The 22,364-nt window shown below is 63.9% G+C and carries 21 protein-coding genes; 16 read left to right on the top strand and 5 right to left on the bottom strand.

All coding sequences use genetic code 11. The annotated features are described in order from the left end of the window. The first annotated feature begins 95 nt into the window (after positions 1-95). Positions 96-599: a hypothetical protein gene (locus FEV53_RS04115; protein WP_142833552.1), complete on the top strand. Its 504-nt coding sequence runs from the start codon at positions 96-98 to the stop codon at positions 597-599. A gap of 6 nt (positions 600-605) precedes the next feature. Here FEV53_RS04115 and FEV53_RS04110 read toward each other — a convergent pair whose 3' ends face one another. Continuing rightward, positions 606-2,576, bottom strand: coding sequence for a lytic transglycosylase domain-containing protein (locus tag FEV53_RS04110; RefSeq protein WP_142833551.1), 1,971 nt, complete (start codon positions 2,574-2,576; stop codon positions 606-608). Positions 2,577-2,678: 102 nt separating this feature from the next. On the opposite strand from FEV53_RS04110, the gene dapA reads away from it, so the two are divergent. The 9 genes from dapA to lpxK all read left to right on the top strand — a co-directional run bounded on the left by dapA (position 2,679) and on the right by lpxK (position 9,558). Next, positions 2,679-3,554, top strand: a complete 876-nt coding sequence (gene dapA, locus FEV53_RS04105; protein ID WP_142833550.1) for a 4-hydroxy-tetrahydrodipicolinate synthase — start codon at positions 2,679-2,681, stop codon at positions 3,552-3,554. 21 nt (positions 3,555-3,575) lie between these two features. Continuing rightward, on the top strand, positions 3,576-4,922 hold the full coding sequence (locus FEV53_RS04100) for a TldD/PmbA family protein (RefSeq protein WP_142833549.1): 1,347 nt from the start codon (positions 3,576-3,578) through the stop codon (positions 4,920-4,922). Then, positions 4,915-5,679, top strand: coding sequence for a 3'(2'),5'-bisphosphate nucleotidase CysQ (locus FEV53_RS04095; protein ID WP_342778269.1), 765 nt, complete (start codon positions 4,915-4,917; stop codon positions 5,677-5,679). Before FEV53_RS04100 ends, FEV53_RS04095 begins: the two co-directional genes overlap by 8 nt. A gap of 39 nt (positions 5,680-5,718) precedes the next feature. Beyond that, positions 5,719-6,057 carry a hypothetical protein gene (locus tag FEV53_RS04090; protein ID WP_142833547.1) on the top strand — a complete coding sequence of 113 codons (339 nt, stop codon included), beginning with the start codon at positions 5,719-5,721 and terminating at the stop codon, positions 6,055-6,057. Positions 6,058-6,135: 78 nt separating this feature from the next. Next, positions 6,136-6,837 (top strand): hypothetical protein, encoded by a 702-nt coding sequence (locus FEV53_RS04085; protein WP_142833546.1) that lies wholly within the window; start codon positions 6,136-6,138, stop codon positions 6,835-6,837. An 87-nt stretch (positions 6,838-6,924) separates the two neighbouring features. Continuing rightward, a complete protein-coding gene (locus tag FEV53_RS04080; RefSeq protein ID WP_142833545.1) occupies positions 6,925-7,143 on the top strand; it encodes a hypothetical protein in 219 nt (72 codons plus the stop codon). Positions 7,144-7,194: 51 nt separating this feature from the next. After that, positions 7,195-7,440 carry a DUF4170 domain-containing protein gene (locus tag FEV53_RS04075; RefSeq protein WP_142833544.1) on the top strand — a complete coding sequence of 82 codons (246 nt, stop codon included), beginning with the start codon at positions 7,195-7,197 and terminating at the stop codon, positions 7,438-7,440. A 7-nt stretch (positions 7,441-7,447) separates the two neighbouring features. Then, a complete protein-coding gene (locus tag FEV53_RS04070; protein WP_142833543.1) occupies positions 7,448-8,563 on the top strand; it encodes a 3-deoxy-D-manno-octulosonic acid transferase in 1,116 nt (371 codons plus the stop codon). Beyond that, a complete protein-coding gene (gene lpxK / locus FEV53_RS04065) occupies positions 8,563-9,558 on the top strand; it encodes a tetraacyldisaccharide 4'-kinase (RefSeq protein WP_142833542.1) in 996 nt (331 codons plus the stop codon). The genes FEV53_RS04070 and lpxK overlap by 1 nt, the downstream gene beginning before the upstream one ends. Here lpxK and FEV53_RS04060 read toward each other — a convergent pair. Continuing rightward, a complete protein-coding gene (locus FEV53_RS04060; protein WP_142833541.1) occupies positions 9,555-10,235 on the bottom strand; it encodes a DsbA family protein in 681 nt (226 codons plus the stop codon). The genes lpxK and FEV53_RS04060 overlap by 4 nt on opposite strands. Further along, complete coding sequence (locus FEV53_RS04055) at positions 10,232-10,756, bottom strand: DUF721 domain-containing protein (protein ID WP_142833540.1); 525 nt, start codon at positions 10,754-10,756, stop codon at positions 10,232-10,234. Before FEV53_RS04055 ends, FEV53_RS04060 begins: the two co-directional genes overlap by 4 nt. A 65-nt stretch (positions 10,757-10,821) precedes the next feature. On the opposite strand from FEV53_RS04055, the gene mutY reads away from it, so the two are divergent. Continuing rightward, complete coding sequence (gene mutY, locus FEV53_RS04050) at positions 10,822-11,895, top strand: A/G-specific adenine glycosylase (protein WP_246100724.1); 1,074 nt, start codon at positions 10,822-10,824, stop codon at positions 11,893-11,895. A 25-nt stretch (positions 11,896-11,920) separates the two neighbouring features. After that, the gene (locus FEV53_RS04045; protein WP_142833636.1) at positions 11,921-13,033 is read left to right on the top strand and encodes an alkane 1-monooxygenase; all 1,113 of its coding nucleotides are present in this window, start codon (positions 11,921-11,923) and stop codon (positions 13,031-13,033) included. Between the two features lie 10 nt (positions 13,034-13,043). On the opposite strand, the gene ppsR is transcribed toward FEV53_RS04045, so the two are convergent. After that, positions 13,044-14,450 carry a transcriptional regulator PpsR gene (ppsR, locus tag FEV53_RS04040; protein ID WP_142833539.1) on the bottom strand — a complete coding sequence of 469 codons (1,407 nt, stop codon included), beginning with the start codon at positions 14,448-14,450 and terminating at the stop codon, positions 13,044-13,046. Positions 14,451-14,481: 31 nt separating this feature from the next. Then, positions 14,482-15,240 (bottom strand): cobalamin B12-binding domain-containing protein, encoded by a 759-nt coding sequence (locus tag FEV53_RS04035; RefSeq protein WP_142833538.1) that lies wholly within the window; start codon positions 15,238-15,240, stop codon positions 14,482-14,484. Between the two features lie 183 nt (positions 15,241-15,423). Here FEV53_RS04035 and bchF point away from each other — a divergent pair, with 183 nt between their 5' ends. The 4 genes from bchF to FEV53_RS04015 are packed head-to-tail and all read left to right on the top strand — an operon-like array spanning position 15,424 to position 22,319. Next, entirely contained in the window at positions 15,424-15,918 is a 495-nt protein-coding gene (gene bchF, locus FEV53_RS04030; protein ID WP_142833537.1) for a 2-vinyl bacteriochlorophyllide hydratase, read from the top strand. After that, complete coding sequence (locus FEV53_RS04025; RefSeq protein WP_142833536.1) at positions 15,915-17,240, top strand: ferredoxin:protochlorophyllide reductase (ATP-dependent) subunit N; 1,326 nt, start codon at positions 15,915-15,917, stop codon at positions 17,238-17,240. Before bchF ends, FEV53_RS04025 begins: the two co-directional genes overlap by 4 nt. Continuing rightward, positions 17,237-18,784, top strand: a complete 1,548-nt coding sequence (gene bchB, locus FEV53_RS04020) for a ferredoxin:protochlorophyllide reductase (ATP-dependent) subunit B (protein ID WP_142833535.1) — start codon at positions 17,237-17,239, stop codon at positions 18,782-18,784. Before FEV53_RS04025 ends, bchB begins: the two co-directional genes overlap by 4 nt. Continuing rightward, entirely contained in the window at positions 18,774-22,319 is a 3,546-nt protein-coding gene (locus FEV53_RS04015; protein WP_142833534.1) for a magnesium chelatase subunit H, read from the top strand. The genes bchB and FEV53_RS04015 overlap by 11 nt, the downstream gene beginning before the upstream one ends. Positions 22,320-22,364 lie beyond the last annotated feature (45 nt).

The raw sequence follows: 22,364 nt of genomic DNA, 5'->3' as shown, positions 1-22,364 counted from the left end.
TGTCCTTGGTCATAATTCCGGCGCTAGTCTGCCGAAGTGTTCTAAAAAATGAGGCCGTTCATCGGCGGGTAGCAGCAACCGGAGTTCCAGCGTCCATGAAGGCCAAGATATCTTTAATTTCCCTTACTATGGCAGCAGCGCCTGCCTTTGCGCAAGAAGTGAACGTCTCTGTCTTCGAGGGACTCTGGCGGGCCAGTCCGACACAGCAATGCGTCTACGAGGCAAACAGTCTCGAAAGCGCGCTTAGAATTGCTGACAGCCGGATTGACGGGGTGGACACCACGTGCCGGATGACGAACCCGTTCGACGTCCGGGACATGGATGCCGTGCTTTTCGATCTGGTGTGCGAGAGTGTCGAAGGCGAATTCACGGAACGCGCCATGTTCGTTCAGGCGGCTGATGGCGGCCTGATCGTCGTATGGAGTGGCTATGCCTACAAGTACGAACGGTGTGACGCCGACGCCGCCGAAGGCACGGTGGTGACCTCCGATCAGGTTGGTATCCCGGACCAGGTGGAACCGAGCAATGCGCCTGTGAGTACAGACTCTACCCCGGATGCTGAACCGTCCGACACGGATTCGACCAAACTCGCAGACTAAGCGACGTCAGCGATCCTTGAGCTCTTTGGTCAGCATCACAGGGGATGTCTCACCGCTGAGGCGCGCACGGTAGATCGGGAGGCTCTCGGCGACCCGCATCACATAGTTGCGGGTTTCATCAAAGGGGATCGCCTCAATCCAGTCCACGACATCCACCAGCGGGTCTCGGGGATCGCCATTTTGCGACATCCAGCGAGCCGGTCGGCCCGGTCCCGCGTTATAACCCGCCGAGACCAGCACCGGATTTGACCCGAATCGCTTTTGTAACTGTTGCAGGTAAGCGGTCCCAAGGCGGGCATTGTAGCTGGGGTCTGAGAACAGCCGTTCGCGGTTGTAGGTGATACCAAGATCCCGCGATACATCCCGTGCTGTGCCCGGCATCAGTTGCATCAGCCCCCCTGCGCCGACGCCAGATGACACGATGGGGTCGAACTCGCTCTCGCGACGAGCGATGGCGAGGGCCAGCTCTTCAGGGACAGGCAAGCTGTCCTGCCCGAGATCGACCAGCGGGAAATAGGCCCGGGGCAGGACAATACCGCGCAGGGCAACAGCTTTGGCGATGCGCAACGCCAGATGGGGTTCGCCCAGAGCCAGCATCGTGTCCGCCAATGCCCCGGCTTCAGCTTCGCCAACGCCTTCGGCAAGATGGGTCAAGAACTGTTCGGCGAGGCTGCGTTCGCCTGCGGCCTGCAGAAGCAGCGCGGCCTGCAGAACCGAACTGCCGGCCAGATCGGTCTCCGCGAGAGGAGGATAATCTGGCGGATTCATCAGCTTTGCATCCAGATTCAGCCCGATCCGTTCGGCGGACAGGAGACCGTAAAAGGCACTCTGCCAGTTTGCCCCGGCCCTGTAGGCAGCAGCCGCTTCAGGGGCCTGATCGAGCACTTCGTGGGTGCGCCCGATCCAGTATTCCCCCCGGCTGACGGAAATCGGACTCGCGACCGCGCCGCGCATCCGAAGGAAATGGCGGAGGGCATCTTCGGGTGCGCTGAGGTAGCGCAAGGCGATATAGCCCGCGAGCCATTCCAGATCCGCGAAATCCGCGCCCTCCGTCAACCAATGTGCTGCAGCGAGCGCGTAAGCGTTTTCAGCGGTTCCGCTGCGCAGTTCACGTCGCACCAGATCGCGCCGTGCCCGCGCCCACGCCTCGGGATCACCAAGGGTGTCTGCCGACGTTGACTGCGTCAGGGCAATGTCTCGCGCCTCAGCATACCGTCTGGCCCCGTAGTCTAAGGCGAAGCGACGATAAGCGAGGCCGGGATCATCGCGCAGGGTCTCCGGCAAGTCTTCCGTGACGCTGAGTGCATCGCTGCCAGTCAAAGCTGCGAGACGCGCTCGAATGAGCGCAGTCGCCTCCAGATCGCCGCGGGCCTCAGCGCGATCTTCGGCGCGGGCGAGCGCCTGTCTCGCGCCCCGCCAGAACATGGCGTTGGCCCGGATGGTCTCCAATGGCAGCACAATGTCAGGAAGGGTATTGATGAGGTAGTTTTCCGCAGTGGGGGTCATCGACAGCCCGGCCCACGCCAGCGCCGCCCCTGCCTCAGCCTCTCCGCGACGGTCCAGAGCCAGATAGGCGGCAGTTTTGGCGATCACGCCTTGTCCGGTGGCCGGATCCGCTTCGCCAAAAAAGGCCAGCACGCGACGCGCGGTGGTCTCGTCTGTAATCTCCGTTGGGAGGGCCTCCTCCATCTCGCGGCGCAGTCGCGCCAGACCGGGCCAGTCAGGATGCCGCTCAAGAAACCCCAGCGCCTCGGCAAAGGTCCCTTGTCCTTCGCGCAGGCGCATCCAGCTGACAATGTCGGCGGCGAGGGGTCCGGTGCGCAGAGCGATCTCGTCGCGCGAGAACCATGTCCCCGCTCGTCCGGCCTCCATGACTTCAGCCATGCTGAACGGCCCACCCCCCGTCTGCGAGAGAGTGGCCGCCGGGGCGGTATGGGGGACCATGAGGCTGATCAGGAGGGCGAGCATCTTTGTCATGCTCAATTACCTAGGGGAGAACAGGGCCAACGCCAATTCACGACCTTGGCAATCGGCGCTTTGGCGCATAGGGTCCGCATCGCAAGCCAGAAGGAGAGAGGCATGTTTAAAGGGTCCATCGTCGCATTGGTCACACCGTTTCGGAACGGAAAACTGGACCTCGATGCCCTGAAACGCCTCGTGGACTGGCACGTGGCCGAGGGCACGTCCGGAATCGTCCCCGTCGGGACCACCGGCGAATCGCCGACGCTCACCTACGAGGAGCATGAGGCGGCGGTCTCAGCTACGGTGGAATTTGCCGCCGGGCGCCTCAAGGTCATCGCAGGGGCGGGTTCAAACAGCACCGCTGAGGCGACCGCATTCACCGCTCACGCCCAGCAGGCCGGGGCCGATGCGGCGCTTGTCGTCACGCCCTATTACAACAAGCCGACCCAAGCCGGCCTCTATGCGCATTACAAGGCCGTGCATGATGAGACGGATATTCCGATCATCATCTACAACATCCCCGGACGGTCCATCGTGGATATGAGCCCCGCGACCATGGGCGAGCTGGCCAAGCTGCCGCGCATTGTCGGTGTGAAGGATTCGACCGGCGACATCACCCGTGTCAGCGACCAGCGCGCCACCTGTGGCACCGATTTCTGTCAGTTGTCGGGCGAGGATGCGTCTGCGCTGGGCTTCAATGCGCATGGCGGAGTCGGCTGCATTTCGGTGACTGCGAACCTAGCGCCGCGCCTTTGCGCCGAGTTCCAGACCGCCACCCTGTCGGGCGACTGGGCCAAGGCTCTTGAGTTGCAGGATAAGCTCCTGCCGCTGCACCGTGCGGTCTTTGCCGAGCCGGGGCTGGTGGCCGCGAAATATGGCTTGTCGCTGCTGGGTAAGTGCAGCGACGAGGTGCGCCTGCCCCTGACGCCGCTCACCGACGCCACCAAGGATCGTCTGAAGGGTGTCATGGCGGATCTGGGGCTTCTGTCCTGATCCCGTCCCCGGAGACGCGCCATGTCTGACACCCTCGCCCGTCTGTCACAGGATCTGCTCCGCGCGGCCCAAAAGGCGGGCGCCGAGGCAGCTGACGCGATGGCGGTCCGCGATGCGTCGGTGAATATCGACGTGCGCGCCGGAGCGCTGGAGCAGGCCGAGCGGTCCGAGGGAATCGAGATCGGCCTGCGGGTTATCCTCGGGCAGAAACAGGCCTGTGTCTCCGCGTCCGACATTTCCGCCCGGACCATCGAGGAGATGGCTGAACGTGCTGTTCTGATGGCCCGCGAGGCGCCGGATGATCCCGGTGTCGGCCTCGCGGATCCGTCGCAACTGGCGGGGTCCGTGGATCCCGCGGCGCTGGAGCTGGTCGATGACAGCCCCGAGCCTGTTCCCGCCGCGCTACAGGAGGCTGCGCTCGTCGCCGAGGCGGCCGCACTGGGTGTCACAGGCGTGACCCAGTGCCAGTCCAGTTCCGCGAGCTGGGGGCGGCGCAAGGTGTTCCTCGCGGCCACCAACGGTTTTGCGGCGGGCTATGCGCGCACCGGGTCGTCGATCTCCTGCGTCGCTATTTCCGGCGAGGGCTCGGTGATGGAGCGCGACTACAGCGCCGAGAGCCGCATCTTCGCCTCCGATTTGCCGGATCCTGTCAGCATCGGACGTCTGGCCGGAGAACGTGCGGCTGCACTCCAGGGCGCGCGAAAGGCACCGACCGGTGCCTGGCCGGTCCTGTATGATGAGCGGATTTCCTCGGGTCTGATCGGTCATCTCCTGACCGCTATCAACGGCACATCTGTCGCGCGGGGCGCGTCCTGGGCGCTGGACCTTATGGACCAGCGGATCCTGCCCGAGGGCTTCGATCTGATCGAAGAACCCCTGCGCAAACGTATCTCCGGCTCGCGGCCATTCGATGCCGAGGGTCTGCCGACTGTCACGCGTCCCATCGTCGACAGCGGGCATCTGAGCCGCTGGGTGCTCGACCTCGCCACGGCGCGCAAGCTGGGTCTGGAAAGCACTGCCAACGCGGTGCGCGGACCGTCGGCCCCGCCGTCGCCCTCCGTCGGAAATGTGACCCTCAGCGGCCCCTCTACATCTCGCGACAAGTTGTTGGCGGAAATGGGGACGGGCCTGCTCGTGACCTCGCTTATCGGTGCGACCATCAATCCCAATACCGGCGACTACTCGCGTGGCGCTTCTGGCTTCTGGGTCGAGAATGGCGAGATCACCTACCCGGTCAATGAGATCACCATTGCGGGAAATCTGCGGGAAATGCTGCCGGGGCTCCGGCTGGCTGATGACGCGCGGGATCATCTCTCGCGTCGGGTGCCGTCCCTGCTGGTCGAAGGTCTGATGCTTGCCGGTGCCTGATCCGCTGCCCCTGCTGGTAGAAGCCGCCCGTGAGGGAGGTCTCATCGCACTGGACCACTGGCGTCAGAACCCGGAGACTTGGCAAAAGGACGACGACAGCCCCGTCTCCGCCGCAGATCTCGCCGTGGATACTCATTTACGCGAGCATCTCATGGGGGCGCATCCCGACCACGGCTGGCTTAGCGAGGAAACCGCCGACACTCCGGACCGACTGAAAGCGGAGCGGTGTTTTATCCTCGACCCGATTGACGGCACCCGCGCTTTTCTGGCCGGTGAGACGAGCTGGGCCGTTTCTCTTGCGGTGACCGAAGGTCCCGAGGTAGTGGCCGCCGTGGTCCATCTGCCTGCGCGGGACATGACCTATACGGCAGCGCACGGGAGAGGGGCGCGGCTGAACGGGTTGCGGATCTCGACCTCGGACCGCCACGAGGCCGACGGCGCGCGGATGCTGGCGAACAAGGCCACCTACGCGCCCGGCTACTGGCGCCGTCTCCCGGCGTTCCAGCGCATGTTCCGCCCGTCGCTGGCCTATCGCATCGCCTGCGTGGCGGAGGGCAAGGCGGATGCGATGCTGACCCTGCGCCGCGCGTGGGAGTGGGACATCGCCGCCGGAGCGCTGATCGCCTCGGAGGCCGGGGCGCAGGTCACCGACCGCCACGGCGCGCGCCTCCGCTTCAACACCCCCGAAGCCGCCTCCGACGGCGTCCTCATCGCCGGACCGACCCTGCACCGGGGCATTCTCGACGTGCTAGTCTGAGCTGTTGACCGGTCCGGGAGAGCGGTTTGGGTCGCGATCATGCTTTCGGTTGTTAACTTTGCCATTCTCACCCGTCTGATCATCGCGGCCTGCAAAGCGGCCAGCGATCCGGGTGCCGCGGCGTCGCCTGAGGCCTTGTGCAACGTCATTGTCGATCGGGACACACCCCGGTCGCGGATGAAGGGCGCCGAACCTTTGGTCTGGTCCCTGACAGCTGCCGCCGAGGACGCGGATCGGGCCTTGGGTCATGCGAGCCAGTGGCGCGACGATGCCAAGGCGCTGTTTTGGCAGCTCGCTCCTCAGGTGCTCAGCCGCCCCGATCTGCTGACGGGCAGCCAGTTGGACCCGGCAAAGACCTGCGATGCTATGATCGCTTAGGCCCGACACCAGGACACCGACTTTGCTAGAAGCGAGGTTTATGCCGAATATTTCCGCGCCATCGTGCAGCTCATGCTCATGCAGATATTTGCGGACACGGAAATGATCGCCCGGCTGCAACCCGCCCTGGAGCGGCAGAACCTGAAGGAGCATGGGAAGACACAGGACATGGTGGCCCTTCTCACGGAGCGCCTGGGCACCATGGAGGCAGCGCAGAAGGCGCAGGAGGCGGGGATTTCGCTTAAGGTCCTGCAAATGCTCGTCGCCCCCATTGCCGGGGATGTGACAGATGCGCAGTCGGCCCTTATCGAACTGACCCGCGCCGTCGAAATCGCGGTAAAGGTGCAGCGAGAGGGCGCGGTAGGCGCGAATCACGGGGAATTCGTGGACGAAGTGTTACAGCGGGTGGCGGAACTGTCGCGTGAGAGCGATTACTCCGGTGCGGGCGCGGAGATCAACGCGGCGCTGGCGCGGGAAGAGGCGGAGAGCGCCGCACGCAAGCTGCGTCTGATCGCCTCGGGGATCGAGACCGCCACACTAGAGCGTAATCCAGACCGTATAGCTACGCTCCTTTTGTGCAGGGCGGATCTGGAGGCGGGCGGGACGGCGACATTGCCTAAACTGCGCGCGCTTCAGGATGAGTGGTACGAGCGCGGTCGGGACAAAGGCCTCAATCTTGATCTGGAGGTCTCCATCGTGCTCGCCTCCAAAATGCGTGAACGTGCCACAAACGCGGCTGAGCGCGGTGCGATGCTGAACGATCTGGGGCTCGCGCTTTAGACACTGAGGGAGCGGGAGCCCGGGACCGGGCGTCTGGAGTAGGCGGTAACGGCCTATCGGGCGGGGCTGGACGGGCGGCGCCGGGATGTGGTTCCGCTGGACTGGGCGATTGCGACCGCAAATTTGGCCAATTGTCAGCGTGTGCTGGCGGAGCGGCGGGGTGATCTGGTACTGGCGCACGTCGCGCTGGCCGATTTGCGGGAGGCGGAGGCGGTGCTCCGGGAAGGGGGGCATGAGGTTAATGCCGATATCGTGTCCGGTTACGTCACTCTGGCCGAATCCATCGTCGCGGAGCTCACCTCCTGACATTGCCCCCGCCGTCCGCGCGGCCTAGACAGGGGGCAAAAGGAGGGGATCATGACCCAGCGTTTGCATCTTGTGTTCGGCGGCGAGCTGACCGACCCGTCAAAGAACGTCTTCAGGGACACCAGCGAGATCGATCTCGTCGGTATGTTCCCCGACTACGCCACCGCCTATGACGCTTGGAAAAACGCCGCGCAGAAGACCGTGGACAACGCACACATGCGCTACTTCATCGCCCATATTCACCGCCTGAGGGACGAAGAGCAGGCAGGCTCGCCCACCGAAGAGCTGGGCGACTGAGGCCGCGGTGGAGCTGTCGCTCTCCGTCCTGCGGCACCGGCTCAGCGCGCGCCGTCAGGCTCTGCGCCCGGTGCCTGCGGTGGAGCGGCCCGAAGGGCGGCTGCTCTGGGCGCATCTGACGCCCGGTGACAGGGTAGGGGCGATGATGGCTCTGGAGCGGCTGGAACGGCTCCACCCCGATCTGACGCTGCTGGTTACGGGCGAGCCTGTGGACGGCCGGTTGCACACTCCAACCCCCGCCGATACGCGGGGTGCGGCGGCGTTCTTCCTCGGGCACTGGAGGCCGGATCTGGCGGTCTTTTTTGGTGAAGACCTTTTCCCCAGCCTTTGGAAAGAAGCTCTGGCATTGGGTATTCCGCTGATCGCGGCCGAGGCGGATCCGGCCCGGTACGGTCAGGCGCTGGTTGCTCCCATGTCCCAGTTTGATGCGGTGCTGACAGTGGCCCCGGATCCGCGGCTGGGCGGTGTGGTCGAAGTGGTCGAGCCGCTCTCCAGAGTGCCGGCTCTGCCCTTTTACGACCCGGAGCGGATCGAGGAGCTTGGAGTGTCGGTAGCGACCCGGCCTTTGTGGCTGGCCACGGGCGTACCCGAAGCGGAGCTTTCGGTGGTTATTGAGGCGCATCGGCGCGCGTCTCAGGGAGCGCACCGCTTGCTTCTCGTGCTCGAAGATCTGTCGGGGCGGGCGGAGCAACGGTTCAAATCGCAAAACTGGCTGGTGAGCAGGGATGATCTTCCCTGTCTCTCCGATCAGGTGCTTTTGATACGAGATCAGCGCGATCTTGGGGCCTGGCTGCACCTGGCGCCGATCACTTATCTCGGTGGGACGCTTGTGGGAAGTGGACCGAATATGCCGCCATTCTGGCCCGCATCCCTGGGGTCGGCGATTATTCTGGGCCCGCGCACGACGCAACATGCCGAACAGGTCGAGGGAATCTGGGCAGGCCGGGCGGCGGAGTTGATCGATACGCCAAGAGAGCTTGGGGCGGCCGTAGAGCGGCTCAACAATCCCGAGCGTGCGGCGGCGCTGGCGGCCCGGGGCTGGCAGGTGACGGATGCGGGGGCGTTGGCGACCCAGACCCTTCTGGAACTGATCGATGATACTCTGGCGGGGGTGCCGATCTAATGCGTCCGCCCTCGTTTTGGACCCGCCCGCCAGATGCGCCCGGTCTCGCGTCCCGGCTGCTCGCACCACTGGGCGCGCTATATGCCGGGGTGACCGCACGACGCGTCAGCCAGCCCGGCGCGCGCGTTGGTGTGCCGGTGATCTGTGTGGGCAATCTCAATGCCGGGGGGACGGGAAAGACACCCACGGTGATCGCGCTCCTGCAACGGCTCTCCGCGCGGGGTCTGGCAGCGCATGTGGTGAGCCGGGGCTATGGCGGAAGCCAGTCAGAGACCCACCGGGTGGACCCGCTGGGCGACAGTGCGACGCGGGTTGGGGACGAGCCTCTGCTGCTCTCCGCGTTCGCGCCGGTTTGGATCGGTTCGGACCGGGTTGCCTCGGCCAAGGCGGCTGCCACTGCGGGCGCGGAGGTCATCGTAATGGATGATGGATTTCAAAACTCGGGTCTCGCCAAGGACCTGTCGCTGATCGTCGTCGATGCGGGTGTGGGCTTTGGCAACGGTCGGGTGATCCCGGCTGGTCCCTTGCGCGAGCCGGTTACCAAAGGGTTGGCCCGCGCCGATCTGATGCTGGCCATCGGACCGGAGGCCGCGCAGCAGAGATTCACCGAAGCGTGGGGCGCAAAGATCGCGTTGCCGGTGTTGCGCGGCACGCTGGAGCCCTTGCAGACCGGCATGCCTTGGGCGGGGCTGCGGGCCTATGCTTTTGCGGGTATCGGACGACCCTCTAAGTTCTTCGAGACATTGGAGGGGCTGGGGGTCGAGCTGGCCGCGACACGAGCGCTCGATGACCACCAGAGTCTGTCCGAACGACTCTTGGAGCGGATGAGCCGCGAGGCGGCGGCGATGAATGCGCAGATGGTGACGACGGAAAAGGACGCGGTGCGCCTGCCTGACGCCTATCGCCGCTCGGTCCTGACGGTTCCGGTGCGCCTTCAGATCCCGGAGGCCGGGGCGCTCGACGACGCCCTCGACCGGGTTTTGGGGACGACTTAGCCGTCTGCCTTTTCGAGCTTTTCGTCGAGGATCTCGCTCAGGTCCTCGTAGCTCATGTTCGAGTAGGTCTTGCCGTCGATGACAAAGCTCGGGGTGCCGGTCACCTTGTCGGCTTCCATATTCTCCTGCGAATAGGCGACCATGGCCTCAGCCTGCGCCGCATTGCCGAAACATGCGTCCAGCGCCTCGTCGCTCAGACCAGCAGTCTTGCCGATCCGGCGCAGATTATTGGCGATCTCGGCGGGCTCACCCTGTGCCCATTCGCGCTGCTTGTCGTAGAGCAGGTCGGAAATCCCGAAATATTTTTCCTCGCCACCACACCGCGCCACCATGGCGGCCCAGAGCCCGTAGCGATCAAAGAACACCTCGCGATAGACGAAGTTGATCTTGTCCGTGTCAATGTAGTCGGCCTTCAGCTTCGGCAGGACGGAGTCATGGAAAGTTGCGCAGTGCGGGCAGGTGAAGGAGGCGTATTCGATGACCTCGACGCTGGCCTCCGGGTTCCCCATCTGGAAATCGGCGATTTCGATATCCGCCGCGTCGGCGCTTTCCTGTGCCACGGCAGGGGGCACGACGTTGGGCAGCTCGATCGCCGGGGACCCGGACTGGCCCGAGTACCAGACACCACCGCCGATCACAGCGGCCAAAGCCAGAGCGGGGAACAGCAATTTCTTCATGAAGGTTTTCTCCTGAGGGGGGTTTGGGCCAGCACATTGGTCCCGAGGGCCTCCAGCGCACGGCGCAATTCTGGGTCCTGCACATCGGCCGCGGCCTCTCCGGCGCGGCGGGTGATGTCGGGTGACGGGGGCTGGCGTTCAGGCGATTTGTAGGGCGTGGCCTCCTCGCCAAAGCCGGTGGCGCTGGTCTGGGTCAGGCGGATCCGACGGATTGCCTCATAGCCGTAGCAAGCGTTGACGCGGGCGCGGATCTGCTCCTTTTGCATCTCCACCACGGGCGCATCGGCCCCCTTGACCAGCAGTGTCAGCGTCGCACCGAGCCCACCGCGCCCATAGGAAATATCGACCGGGCGGGCCAGAGCGGCGATCTCCGGGCCTATGACCTCATCCCAATGCACCAGCACCTTCGACGCGGCAAAGCCACGACTCTCGCCGATCCGCCGGATGTCCTTTTCCAGCAGGCTGGCGGCGCGCACGGCGGACTTGCGGTATCTGCGTCGATATGGCGTCTGTGTCTTCATCTTGGCCCTAACTTAAACTCAAGTCGTCCGCGTGAAAGTCGGAATCGCGGTGAAAGGCATAAAACTTGTGTGACACGGATCTGAGTGACCGCCTTCTGGACTGGTATGATCGCCATGCCCGGGTACTGCCATGGCGCGTGAGCCCCGAGGCGCGGCAGGCCGGTGTGCGCCCAGATCCATACCGGGTCTGGCTGTCGGAGATCATGCTGCAACAGACCACTGTTGCGGCGGTTAAGTCATATTTCCTGCGGTTCACCGAGCGCTGGCCGACTGTCAGCGATCTGGCCGCGGCTGCGGATGAGGACGTCATGGCGGAATGGGCGGGGCTGGGCTATTACGCCCGCGCCCGCAATCTCCTGAAATGCGCCCGCGTGGTCGCGACGGAGCATGGCGGGGCGTTTCCCGATACCCGCGAGGCGCTTCTGACGCTACCCGGCATTGGTCCCTACACAGCGGCGGCGGTGGCCTCCATCGCGTTTGATCGGCCTGAAACGGTGCTTGACGGGAATGTGGAGCGGGTCATGGCGCGGATGTATGCGGTCGAAGATCCACTGCCCGGATCGAAACCGCAACTCCACGAACTGGCCGGGCAAAGCACGCCCGCCGAGCGTCCCGGCGATTACGCGCAGGCGGTAATGGATCTGGGCGCGACGATTTGCACGCCGCGCAATCCGGCCTGCGGGATTTGCCCTTGGATGGGGGGCTGCCGCGCCCGTGACCTTGGGATCGCCTCTGATCTGCCGCGAAAGACCCGTAAGAAGCCGAAACCCGTCCGCCATGGCCATGTCTGGATTGCCCGAGATCGCGATGGAGCGTGGCTGATGGAGCGGCGCCCGGCCAAAGGGCTGCTCGGTGGAATGCTGGGCTGGCCGGGGACGGACTGGTCTGAGGACGCGCCCGAAGCCCAGCCTCCCTTTCCGGCGACGTGGCAGGAGCTGGGCGAAGTGCGCCACACCTTCACCCATTTCCACCTGCGCCTGACGGTCCACGCCACCCGCGTTGCGGCGCGCCCTGTCGACGGCCTCTGGATCGGGCCGGAGGCGTTTTCGCCGAATGACCTGCCCACCCTGATGCGCAAGGCCCACGCGCTGGCGGCAGGCGCAGAAGCGCTTGAGCCTGCGCCCGCTCCGGGCGTATGACGGGTCAGATAAGAAGGACGTGACCATGCAATCCCTCGCCAAAGCCCTCCCGTTCTGGCTTTCGCTTCTGATTCTGCCGATCCTCGGCTTTGCTGTGGCAATGGGTGGTCTCTGGGTGCTGCTGGTCCCGTTTTGCACATGGTGGCTGTTCACGGTGATCGACGCGTTTGTCGGGCTCAACGAAGCTAATGCGGACCCCGACACGCCGGATAGCCAGCTATTCTGGTACGAACTGATCACGAGGATCTGGTTTCCGATTCAGGCGGGGGTGACGTTTTTCCTGATCTGGTATGTGACGCGCCACGATTACACGGTGTGGGAAAAGGTCGGCATTTTCTTTGGTGTCGGCGTCATGAGCGGAACAGTCGGAATCAACTATTCTCACGAGCTCATGCATCAGCGCAGCAGGTTTGAGCGCTGGATGGCGGATCTGCTGCTGGCCGTGGTGTTCTATTCCCATTTCCGTTCAGAGCATCTTCTGGTGCACCATCGCTATGTGGGCACGCCCCGTGACGCTGTGACGGCGCGCTACAACGAGGGGTTCCATCGCTTCTATCCGCGGGTGCTGCACCAGTGTTGGCATTCGGCGTTCCGGGCCGAAAAGGCGATGCTTGCGCGCAAGGGTTTGTCTTGGACCCACCGCTCGAACCCGTTCTGGCGTTACTGGGCACTACAAGCTGTTTTTCTGATCGTGGCCTTTGCCTTGGGTGGCTGGCAGGGGATTGGCCTCCTTCTGTTACAGGCTGGCGTTGCGATCTGGCAGCTGGAGCTGGCCAATTATGTGGAGCATTACGGCCTGACCCGTCGCCATCTGGGGGATGGCAAATATGAGCACGTGAAACCCCACCATTCGTGGAACGACTGCCATCGTGCCTCGAACTGGCTGCTCATCAACCTCCAGCGACATTCGGACCATCACTACAAGCCTGACCGCCGCTATCCTTTGTTGCAGACCTATGATGATGATGAGGCACCGCAGCTCCCCGCAAGTTATCCCGCAATGACTGTCGCCGCGATGATCCCGCCCTTGTGGAAGCGCGTCATGAATCGGCGGGTTAAGGCCTGGCGCCGCCGCTTCTATCCCGACATTGAGGATTGGCACCCCTACAACAAGGCGTTGAACCCATTGCCGCGGTGAAGCCGCGGGGTCAGTCGTCGCGGCCGAGGATGTCGTATTTGCGCAGCTTCACATAGAGCGACTGGCGCGACAGGCCGAGCATTTCGGCGGCCGCAACGCGGTTGTTCGAGGTCAGCTCAAGCGCCGTCTCGATGCACATTTTCTCGATGACATCGGTGGTTTCGGTGACGATTTCCTTGAGTGTCGAGGATCCAACGAGCTCGCGCGTCGGTCGCATGTCCTCACCCATGGTTGTTCCGGGGCGCATGGCGTCAGCCAGACTCACATCCCGGATGACAAAGGCGATGGCAGGGTGCTTGGGATCTTCGAGGAACGCGGCGGAGATCTCCACAGGAGTTTCCACTCCGAGAGCCGTGCGCATACGTGTCGCAAAGAGCCGCATTTGCCCGCTGCGAAGAGAATTGTCGATCAGAACTTTCAGATCGACGCTGCCCCGGCCCAGAAACTCGGCAAAGGAGTGGCCACGCGCGGCGTTGGGACCGTCAATATCCACGAGTTTCTCAAACGCGGGGTTGGCCGATAAAATGATCCCACTGCGATCCGAAAAGACAATAGCATCAGCCGCCTGAGCATAGAGCTGGACCATGTGGGCGTCCGAACCGGGAGGCGTCTCGTCCGGTTGCTCGTGGCGGGTCAGCAGGCACAACAGCACTCGCTGCCCCGCTGCACGGAACGACATGGGGCGCAACCGGAGCGGGGTGGCGCAGTTATTCGACGAGAGTGTCGCCGGCGCAGCGCGTCCATCGCGAGCCGCCTCGACCAGTTGATCCACATCCACCGGCTCACTGCCATGCCGCAACAAGCGTTTTAGCGCAGTACCGGGCAGCTCGTCGGGGTTGGTTTGAAGCAACCGGCCGGCGGCCGGGTTTGCCTCTACGATACGACCTGTTGTGACGTTCACAAACAGCGCAGCCTCCTGCATCGTCTGCATAAGCGCCCGCATTCGTGTCACAGACTCACGCTGGCCTTCGTAGTCTCGCTCAAGGGCCATCTGCGCTTCGACCAGCTGCTGTTGAAGCTGCGCAATGTGCTTGAGGTCCTGACCCAGCATGAGGATCGCCCCATCGGGGCCAATCGGATGAAAGCTGTACCGAATGGGGAATTCGATCGATGTGTCGGCGGAGTGGTTCAGCTCGACGCCACGGACATGGGCGATTCCGGCGCCCAGTTCCGCCAGACGGGACTGCAGCTTTGGAATGCTCTCGGTTGTCAGAAGACTGGTCAGGTTCTGTCCCTGCCAAGCTTCCAGCCCGTCAAAGCCCTCGGTGTCAGGGTTAACCATGACCGACAGGATTTGACCCAGATCAGAGATCACAAGGGCCAGATCCGCCGACGCGGCGATAATATCCCCCAGGACATCTGGCCCGATCAGCGGAATGGCACCGCTCGACCAGTATCTGGACCCGCCACTACTCATCGCCTTATCTGCAATTCTTGAGTGAGTGATCTCATCCGGCCGCTTCCCCCGACATCTCCTTCAAAACGAACCGTAAAGCTTCTCTGATATCGTTTGTCACCAGATCTGCTCCGGTCGCAACCTTCACCCGGTTTATCCCGAGTTCTGTAATGCTGCCCCCAACGATGATTGGTATCCTGTTTCCGTTGGCACCACGTAAGTCTTTTATAGTTGCCTGCAAGTCCGAAAGTTCGTCTCGCAAAGCAACTGAAAGGAGAGCGCCGTGGTAGCTGCCGGACCCGAGTGTCGCCGAAATCTCTTGGAGTGAGCGCCCGAGCATCAGCTTGACCGATGCACCCTGCCGTCTGAGCTGTCCCGTGAGGACCATTGCGCCGAGCGTATGCATGGTATCGGCGATCACTACGAGCAGTAGTCGCGTACCGGTCGCACTCGTGTCTGGCGGTTCCTCAGGTGACAAGTCGCGCAACATGGCCTGCAGCCGCGAACATGCGATGGTGACGCCGGCAAAGCTCAATTCGTCTTCGGTCCAGAGTTCACCGAGCCTGCGCGCGACCTCTGGAACGTAGTCGTCACAGATCTGTGTCGGATGAATCCCTTCGCGCTGCATTTGATCGCTGACGTCCCGCCACGCCTCAGCACTACGGTCAGTCACGGCCAACTCTAGCGCATCAACCAACGCGGGAACGATCTGGGTCTGCCTCCGCGAGACAAGATGTCCGAGCGCATGCTGCGCCAGATTCGCCGCATTCGCGGAGAGGGGTGTTCCAGAATCGGTCTTGGTGGGCGCCATGGAAGTCCGGTCCTTCCTGTGATGGGGCACCGGGAAATACCTGCGCCTGTCTTGATCGTAACTGATGTCATCTAAAATTGACAGCACTCAGTCGCTTTTTCGGCGAAATCTGTCACGTAAAATAGATGTTCAAGATGTAAGTTTGAGTTGACACATTAAAATCGGAATGGTTCAGTTAACCTTATGAACCAGCCCGCCATCTCTAACGCAGCACTGCATTTGTCAGGGGAGATTTACACTCCCGAGGAGCGTCGTCGTCGCGATGGAACGATCTGGACACTTGTCCAGGCTGTGCTGGCGCCTCTGCAATTTCTGGTTTTTCTCGTCTCGCTCTCTTTGGTGAGCCGCGCGCTCGTGACGGGCGATGGTTACGCGCTGGCCAATCTCTCGGTGCTAGTGAAAACGCTGGTTTTGCTTACCATCATGGTAACCGGCGCGATCTGGGAAAAGGTTGTATTCGGCCAGTACCTTCTGGCGCCGTCCTTCTTCTGGGAAGACGTCGTCTCCTTCGCCGTGATCGCCCTCCATCTGGCCTATGTCTGGGCGTTGTTCACCGATGCGCTGACCCCGCAAGCTTTGCTGTGGCTCGCCCTGCTCGCCTACGCGGCGTACATGGTCAATGCGGCCCAGTTTCTCCTGAAATTCCGCCGGGCGCGGCTGTCCCGGGAGGTCTCATGACCGAGATGCCGCATATCAACTCCGGGGGGTGTGTCGATCAGCCGATTCTGCGCGAGCGGGGCCAGCATGAGGTCTTCTGCGGGTTGACTTCCATCATCTGGCTCCACCGCAAAATGCAGGACGCATTCTTCCTCGTCGTGGGCTCGCGCACCTGTGCCCATCTGCTGCAATCCGCCGCCGGGGTGATGATCTTCGCCGAGCCCCGATTCGCCACCGCGATTCTCGAAGAAACCGATCTTGCGGGACTCGCCGATGCGCAGGACGAGCTGGATCGTGAGGTTGCTCGTCTACTCGCCCGCCGCCCCGACATCAGGCAACTTTTTCTGGTGGGGTCTTGCCCGTCAGAGGTGATCAAGCTCGATCTTGCCCGCGCGGCTGAACGGCTGACCGAGGCGCATGCGCCCCATGTGCGGGTGCTTTCCTGGTCCGGGAGTGGGATCGAAACGACCTTCACCGAAGGCGAAGACGCCTGCCTCGCCGCGATGGTTCCCGGCCTGCCACGGGGTGACTCCTCCAATCTCCTCGTCGTTGGCGCTCTGCCGGACGTCGTCGAAGATCAGGCCCGTCGCCTGCTTGCCGATCTCGGCATCGCGCAGGTGGACTGGCTGCCGGCACGCCGCTCTGACGCCGCGCCGCAGGTCGGTCCGAACACGCGGTTTATCCTGAGCCAGCCATTCCTCGGCGACACCTATGCTGCTCTGGAACGCCGCGGCGCCCGGCCCATCGCAGCCCCCATGCCATTTGGTGAAGAGGGCACCACTGCCTGGCTCGCCTCCATCGCTCAGGAGTTTGACATCGGTCCGGAGCATTTCGCCCGCGTGACTGAGGCCCCACGCGAACGCGCCCGCGCCGCCGTCGCCCGGGCCACGGAAACCCTCGCAGGTAAGCGTATCTTCTTCTTCCCCGACAGCCAGCTCGAAATCCCGCTGGCCCGGTTTCTCGCCCGCGAATGTGCCATGGAGCCGGTGGAAGTCGGCAGCCCCTTCATACATCGCCAGATTACCGCGCCCGATCTGGCGCTTGTGCCCGAAGGCACACCGCTCTCCGAAGGACAGGATGTGGACCTGCAACTGGACCGGCTGCGGGCCGCAGCGCCCGACCTGACCGTCTGCGGACTTGGCCTCGCCAACCCGCTTGAAGCGGAAGGTTTGACGACAAAATGGGCCATCGAGCTCGTTTTCACGCCTGTCCATTTCTACGAACAGGCCGGGGATCTGGCTGAGCTTTTCGCCCGCCCCTTGCGCCGCAAGGCGGCTCTTCATCTTTCCCCAAATACCCCGGGGAGCGCGAGGGGTTGGCCCCTCGCAGGACAGCCGTCATGAAGCTCTCGGTCTGGACATATGAGGGCCCGCCCCATGTCGGCGCCATCCGCGTCGCCACCGGAATGCGTGGCGTGCATCTGGTCCTCCACGCCCCGCAGGGGGATACCTACGCTGATCTCCTCTTTACGATGATCGAGCGTCGCAACCATCGCCCGCCAGTGACTTACACGACCTTTCAGGCGCGGGATCTCGGAGCGGATACGGCAGACCTCTTCCGACGCTCCTGCACAGACGCGGTCGAGAGATTTCAGCCCCAGGCGCTGATGGTCGGTGCATCCTGCACCGCCGAGCTCATTCAGGACGACCCAGCCGGAATGGCGGAGACCATGGGTTTTGACATCCCGGTCATCCCGCTGGAGCTACCGTCGTACCAGCGCAAGGAAAACTTCGGCGCTGATGAGGCGTTCTACCAGATCACCCGCGCTCTGGCCCGTCCCATGGAACGGAGCGACGCGCCGTCCTGTAACATCCTCGGCCCCACCGGCCTCGGCTTCCGGCACCGTGACGACGTCGCGGAGATTGCCGCCTTGCTCGCGGATATGGGCGTCGAGGTGAACGTCACCGCGCCCATGGGCGCCAGCCCGGAGGAGATCGCCGAGCTTGGCCGCGCGCATTTTAACGTGCTTCTCTATCCTGAGACCGCCGAGAGCGCCGCGCGCTGGTGCGAGAAAGAGCTGGGCCAGCCCTGGACCCGCACTGTGCCCATCGGCGTCGGCGCGACCCGTGATTTCATCTCCGAGGTACAAGCCCTCCTGCCCGGTGCCAAAGTGCCCTCCGAGGCCCGGCTGCGACTGCCGTGGTACTCTGCCAGTGTCGATTCGACCTATTTGACGGGCAAGCGGGTCTTCCTGTTTGGAGACGCCACCCACGTCATGGCCATGGCCCGCGTCGCGCGGGACGAGATCGGGTTCGAGGTGGCTGGCCTTGGTTGCTACAACCGTGAATTTGCCCGGCCTGTCAGGGCTCTGGCCAAGGAGTATGGCATCGAGGCGCTGATCACCGATGATTATCTTGAGGTCGAGGCGCGGATTCGCGATTTGGCGCCGGAACTGATCCTCGGCACCCAGATGGAGCGCCATATCGGCAAGCGGCTTGGCATTCCCTGCGCCGTGATATCAGCTCCTGTCCATGTGCAGGACTTCCCGGCCCGCTATTCTCCGGTGATGGGGTTCGAAGGGGCGAATGTGCTGTTCGACACCCTCGTGCATCCGCTGGTCATGGGGCTGGAAGAGCATCTTTTGACGATGTTCCGGGATGATTTCGAGTTCCACGATGCAGCCGGGCCGTCCCATCATGGGGGGCAGGCTGTGGCGCGGGTGGAGACGGGCGAGGGGCCAGCCCCTCGCGCTCCCCGAGGTATTTCCGGAAAGATGAAGGAAGACGAAGTCCTCTGGCTCGATGCCGCCGAGGCGGAACTGAAGAAGATTCCCTTTTTCGTCCGTGGCAAGGCGCGGCGGAACACCGAGAGCTTTGCGATGGAGCGCGGGCTTGGGGAGATCAGTGTCGACACCCTGTATGAGGCGAAGGCGTATTATGCGAGATGAGCTGGGATATGTGACCCCCGCCTATCGGGTGGTGATCGTAACGCTTGACGCCCATGCAGCGGGGCCGGCGGCGCGGGTGTTGCCACGTCTCGTGCAGGATTTTCCGGGGCTCGAGATTTCGGTCCATGCGGCGGCGCGATGGGCGGAGGAGCCTGATCGCGCGGAAGCGGCGCGGCAGGCGATCGATCAGGCGGATCTGGTGATCAGCTCGTTGTTGTTCCTTGAGGAGCATGTGCAGGCCGTCCTGCCCAATCTCAAGGCAGCGAGGGAACGGGCTGATGCGGTGATCGGCATGGTGTCGGATGCGGCCATCGTGCGGCTGACGCGGATGGGTGAGCTGGATATGGGCGCGCCGCCCTCGGGGCTAGCCAAGCTGATGCGGCGCTTGCGGGGCGGGTCGAAGCCCGGGCAGGCCAGCGGTGAAAAGCAGATGGCGATGCTGCGGCGGTTGCCAAAGATCCTGCGGTTCATCCCCGGCAAGGCGCAGGACCTGCGGGCCTGGTTTCTGACGATGCAATACTGGCTGGGTGGCTCGGACGATAACATCGAACAGATGATCCGGTTCATCCTGTCCCGCTATGCCGGCCGGGTTGAGTGGCGCGGGGCTGAGGCGGCATTGCCGGTGAGTTACCCGGATGTGGGGCTCTACCACCCCGACACCCATATCACCGACGATCCCGAGGCGTTGCCCCGGGGACAAGAGGATGCGCCGGTGATCGGGCTGTTGATGATGCGCAGCTATATCCTCTCCGGCGATACGGCTCATTACGATGCGGTAATCCGGCGGCTCGAGGCAGAGGGTGCGCGGGTGCTGCCGGCCTTTGCCGGGGGGCTCGATGGGCGACCTGCCATTGAGGCGTATTTCTCCGGCGGCCGAGTCGATGCATTGATTTCGCTGACCGGGTTCTCGCTGATTGGTGGTCCGGCCTATAATGACAGTGACGCGGCCGTAGAGGTGCTGAAGGCGCTGGATGTGCCTTATCTCGCCGCGCATCCGCTGGAGTTTCAGACACTTGGCCAATGGGCCGGGTCCACGCGGGGTCTTGGGCCGGTCGAGACCACCATGCTCGTGGCGCTGCCCGAGCTGGATGGCGCCACGAATCCCACCGTCTTTGCCGGACGGCACGGTGGCGGTGGGTGTGACGGATGTGCGCGGGCGTGTCGGATTGCGGACGAAAGCACGGCGATGCAGCCTTGCCCCGAGCGGATCGACGCGTTGGCGGAGAAGGCTACCCGGCTGGCGCGGTTGCGCCGCTCCGGGGTGGCGGAGCGCAAAGCGGCGGTGATTCTCTACGGCTTTCCGCCCAACGCGGGGGCGGTCGGCACCGCGGCTTACCTTTCGGTTTTTGAGAGCCTGTTCAACACGCTCAACCGTATGCGGGACGAGGGTTACGACCTGACCCCGCCCGAGAGTGTCGAGGCCCTGCGCGAGGCGGTTCTGGGCGGCAACGCGGCACAATACGGCCAGGAGGCCAATGTGGCGGCTTTTGTCCCCGCCGACGAGATGGTGCGCGAGTGTCCGTGGCTCGCCGAGGTCGAGGCCGCCTGGGGGCCAGCGCCGGGCCGTCATCAGAGTGACGGGCGCGGCGTCTTCGTTCTGGGCGCGCAGTTCGGCAATGTCTTTGTCGGGGTGCAGCCGGCCTTTGGCTATGAGGGCGACCCGATGCGGCTGCTCTTTGAGCATGGCTTTGCGCCGACCCATGCCTTTGTGACCTTCTATCGGTGGGTGAAAGAGCGGTTCGGGGCCGATGTGCTGCTGCATTTCGGGATGCACGGGGCGTTGGAGTTCATGCCCGGGCGACAGGTGGGGATGGGTCCCGCGGATTGGCCCGACCGGCTGATCGGCAACCTGCCCAATGTCTATCTCTATGCGGCCAACAATCCCTCCGAGGCGACGCTGGCCAAGCGGCGGTCCAACGCGGTCTGCGTGACGCACCTGACCCCGCCGCTGGCGCAGGCCGGGCTCTATAAGGGGCTCGCTGAACTGAAGGATACGCTGGGGCGCTGGCGTAATCTGGGACCGGCAGAGGATCGCTCCGAGATGGAGGCGCTGATCGCCGACCAAGCGGCTGCGGTGGATATGGGCGGCGTGGCGCCGGACGATCTGTGGCTGGCGCTGATCGAGGCGGAGGAAGCACTGATCACGGACGGGCTTCACATCGTGGGTCGCCCCATGGATGCGGATCAGCGGGCGCGGTTAATCGAGACCATGCCGGTGATGACAGCGGAGGCGCGGGCCGAGATCGACGCTGCGCTGGCGCGCGAGACCGAACTGCCCGCGCTGATGAGGGCTTTGGCGGGCCGGTACACGCCGCCGGTGCCCGGAGGTGATCTGATCCGCGCGCCGGAGATCCTGCCGACCGGGCGCAACATCCACGCATTTGACCCGTTCCGGATGCCGACCGCCTGGGCCATGGCCGAGGGCGCGCGGCAGGCGCAACTCCTGCTCGACACCCATGGCGAGGTGCCGCGCTCGGTGGCGCTGGTGCTCTGGGGCTCTGACAACATCAAATCCGATGGCGGTCCCATCGGGCAGGCGCTCGCGCTGATGGGGGCGAAACCGCGCTTTGATAGCTACGGGCGGCTGTCGGGGGCCGATCTGATCCCGCTCTCCGAACTGGGGCGGCCGCGGGTGGACGTGATCATGACGCTGTCGGGGATCTTCCGCGATCTCCTGCCGTTGCAGACGAAGATGTTGGCCGAAGCCGCGTGGAAAGCCGCCACAGCGGACGAGGACCCTGCGCAGAACTACATCCGCGCCCATGCGCTGGCCCATGTGGCGGCGACGGGTTGCGACATGGACACTGCCGCGCTGCGGGTCTTCTCCAACGCCGAGGGGGCCTATGGCTCGAACGTGAACCAGCTGGTCGACACCTCCGCCTTTGGCGATGAGGACGAGCTGGCGGACGCATATCAAACCCGCAAAGGCTTCGCTTATGGGCGCGACGGCAAATCCGCCGCGCAGCCCGAGCTGCTGCAAAGCGCGCTGGCCTCGGTGGATCTGGCCTATCAGAACCTCGAATCGGTCGAGCTGGGTGTGACCACCGTCGATCATTATTTCGACACGCTGGGCGGCATCAGCCGGGCTGTACGCCGGGCGCGGGGCGAGGCGGCGCCGGTCTACATCGGTGACCAGACCCGAGGCGCGGCCAAGGTGCGGACGCTGAGTGAGCAGGTCGCGCTGGAGACGCGCTCCCGTGCGCTCAACCCCCGCTTTTACGAACCGCTGCTGGAGCATGGCCACGAGGGCGTGCGCCAGATCGAAGCCCATGTGACCAACACGATGGGCTGGTCGGCCACCACGGGCGAGGTTCAGCCCTGGGTTTATCAGCGCCTCAGCGAGACCTTTGTGCTCGACGAGACCATGCGCCGCCGCCTGTCGGAGCTGAACCCGACCGCGTCGGCGCGGATGGCCGGGCGGCTCTTGGAAGCCTCCGACCGCGCATATTGGCAGCCCGACGAAGAGACCCTCGCGGCCCTGCAAGGCGCGGCCGATGAGCTTGAGGACCGGATGGAGGGCATCGCGGCCGAATGACACGACACCTCGCGGCAAACGCGGGGTGAACAGGAATTAGAAAGG

Source organism: Palleronia caenipelagi (genome assembly GCF_007004065.1).
Lineage (GTDB): Bacteria > Pseudomonadota > Alphaproteobacteria > Rhodobacterales > Rhodobacteraceae > Palleronia > Palleronia caenipelagi.
Note: the sequence above shows the minus strand (reverse complement) of the source record. Positions and strands in the feature narration are given on the sequence as shown.

Bases quoted from the DNA above. Each gene is read 5' to 3' on its own strand.
- FEV53_RS04075 (WP_142833544.1), top strand. From the start codon at position 7,195: ATGACCCAGCGTTTGCATCTTGTGTTCGGCGGCGAGCTGACCGACCCG.
- FEV53_RS04060 (WP_142833541.1), bottom strand. From the start codon at position 10,235: ATGAAGAAATTGCTGTTCCCCGCTCTGGCTTTGGCCGCTGTGATCGGC.
- FEV53_RS04045 (WP_142833636.1), top strand. From the start codon at position 11,921: ATGCAATCCCTCGCCAAAGCCCTCCCGTTCTGGCTTTCGCTTCTGATT.
- bchB (WP_142833535.1), top strand. From the start codon at position 17,237: ATGAAGCTCTCGGTCTGGACATATGAGGGCCCGCCCCATGTCGGCGCC.
- FEV53_RS04085 (WP_142833546.1), top strand. From the start codon at position 6,136: ATGCAGATATTTGCGGACACGGAAATGATCGCCCGGCTGCAACCCGCC.
- FEV53_RS04015 (WP_142833534.1), top strand. From the start codon at position 18,774: ATGCGAGATGAGCTGGGATATGTGACCCCCGCCTATCGGGTGGTGATC.
- FEV53_RS04025 (WP_142833536.1), top strand. From the start codon at position 15,915: ATGACCGAGATGCCGCATATCAACTCCGGGGGGTGTGTCGATCAGCCG.
- FEV53_RS04115 (WP_142833552.1), top strand. From the start codon at position 96: ATGAAGGCCAAGATATCTTTAATTTCCCTTACTATGGCAGCAGCGCCT.
- FEV53_RS04100 (WP_142833549.1), top strand. From the start codon at position 3,576: ATGTCTGACACCCTCGCCCGTCTGTCACAGGATCTGCTCCGCGCGGCC.
- dapA (WP_142833550.1), top strand. From the start codon at position 2,679: ATGTTTAAAGGGTCCATCGTCGCATTGGTCACACCGTTTCGGAACGGA.
- lpxK (WP_142833542.1), top strand. From the start codon at position 8,563: ATGCGTCCGCCCTCGTTTTGGACCCGCCCGCCAGATGCGCCCGGTCTC.
- ppsR (WP_142833539.1), bottom strand. From the start codon at position 14,450: ATGAGTAGTGGCGGGTCCAGATACTGGTCGAGCGGTGCCATTCCGCTG.
- FEV53_RS04055 (WP_142833540.1), bottom strand. From the start codon at position 10,756: ATGAAGACACAGACGCCATATCGACGCAGATACCGCAAGTCCGCCGTG.
- bchF (WP_142833537.1), top strand. From the start codon at position 15,424: ATGAACCAGCCCGCCATCTCTAACGCAGCACTGCATTTGTCAGGGGAG.
- FEV53_RS04110 (WP_142833551.1), bottom strand. From the start codon at position 2,576: ATGACAAAGATGCTCGCCCTCCTGATCAGCCTCATGGTCCCCCATACC.
- FEV53_RS04035 (WP_142833538.1), bottom strand. From the start codon at position 15,240: ATGGCGCCCACCAAGACCGATTCTGGAACACCCCTCTCCGCGAATGCG.
- FEV53_RS04090 (WP_142833547.1), top strand. From the start codon at position 5,719: ATGCTTTCGGTTGTTAACTTTGCCATTCTCACCCGTCTGATCATCGCG.